Origin of the sequence: Methylobacterium sp. V23 (assembly GCF_002917135.1) — a bacterium.
Taxonomy (GTDB): Bacteria; Pseudomonadota; Alphaproteobacteria; order Rhizobiales; family Beijerinckiaceae; genus Methylobacterium.
This window is the reverse complement of the sequence record NZ_PDHT01000124.1, coordinates 1-1,192: the sequence shown is the minus strand read 5'-3', so window position 1 is coordinate 1,192 and position 1,192 is coordinate 1. Positions and strand designations below refer to the sequence as shown.

The 1,192-nt window shown below is 65.2% G+C and carries 2 protein-coding genes; one reads left to right on the top strand and one right to left on the bottom strand.

The genetic code is table 11. From position 1 onward, the window contains the following. Positions 1-544 (bottom strand): putative sulfate exporter family transporter (locus CRT23_RS27565; protein WP_146056569.1); only part of this gene is annotated, 544 nt, incomplete at its 3' end. Between the two features lie 194 nt (positions 545-738). Between CRT23_RS27565 and CRT23_RS27560 the strand changes: the two genes are divergently transcribed. Beyond that, on the top strand, positions 739-1,192 hold a 454-nt coding region (locus CRT23_RS27560), incomplete at its 3' end, for a LysR family transcriptional regulator (RefSeq protein ID WP_146056568.1).

The window sequence follows — 1,192 nt, the reverse complement described above, 5'->3', positions numbered from 1 at the left end:
CCAGCAGCGGCAGGCCGAGCACCACCAGCACGCCCAGCACCGCGGTGAAGGCGATAGAGGCGGCAACATCCTCGCCGTCGGCGCCGATCACCGGGGCGGTGGCGGCGATCGCCGAGTTGCCGCAGATCGAGTTGCCGCAGGCGACGAGGATCGCCATGCGCGGATGCAGCCCGAGCGCCCGGCCGATGCCGTAGCTCGACAGGATCGCGAGCACGACGACGCCCGCAATACCGAAGAGCAGGCCCGGACCGGCGGCGAGGATCGTCGCGAGGCTGAGCGAGGCTCCAAGCAGTACGACCGCAATCTCCAGCACGGTCTTGGCCCCGAAGGCGATGCCCGGAAAGAACCTCTGCGACGGGGTCCAAGCGGTGCGGATCGCACTGCCGAGCAGGATCGCCAGCACCAGGGCTTCGAGCCAGGCGCGACCGAAGATATGCTCTTCCAGCTCCTGCAGCAGCATTGCCGCAGCGGTGACCGCCAGACAAAGCGTCAGGCCAGGTAGATAGCCGTTGATCCGAGTTATCAAGTTGGGGCGGCGGGTCATGGGAGCCTCTCAATTCAAGCTCCTACCATCTCACCGCTAGACCGTTCGATCTAACATATTCCTTCGTTCATTCTGATCTGTTATATAGATTTGTGTGGCATTGGATCTGCCACGCAGCCCTCCGTCGGCCGCAGAAAGAGGACGTTGAGCTGGAGACGGAGCGGCCGAGATCTGGATCCGCCTAAGGTGCCTGTATGACCCTGGATCAACTCCGGATCTTTGTGGCGGTCGCCGAACGCGAGCACGTCACGCGTGCTGCCGAGGCGCTCAATCTGGCGCAGTCCGCCGTAAGCTCGGCGGTCAACATCATCGAGGGCCGGCACGCGATTAAGCTGTTCCACCGGGTCGGGCGCGGCATTGAGCTCACGGAAGCCGGCCGCATCTTCCTCGGAGAAGCTCGCGCCGTGCTCGCGCGAGCAGCAAGCGCGGAGCTGGTGCTGGCCGAACTCAGCGGCCTACGCCGCGGCACGCTGAGCCTTCAGGCCAGCCAGACTATCGCCAGCGATTGGCTGCCCCGTTACCTCGTCGCCTTTCGCCGAGCCTATCCTGAGATCACCCTCACTCTGACCGTCGGCAACACCGCGCAGGCTGCGGCTGCTGTACGTGAGGGGGCGGCAGAGCTGGGCTTCGTCGAGGGCACGCTCGACG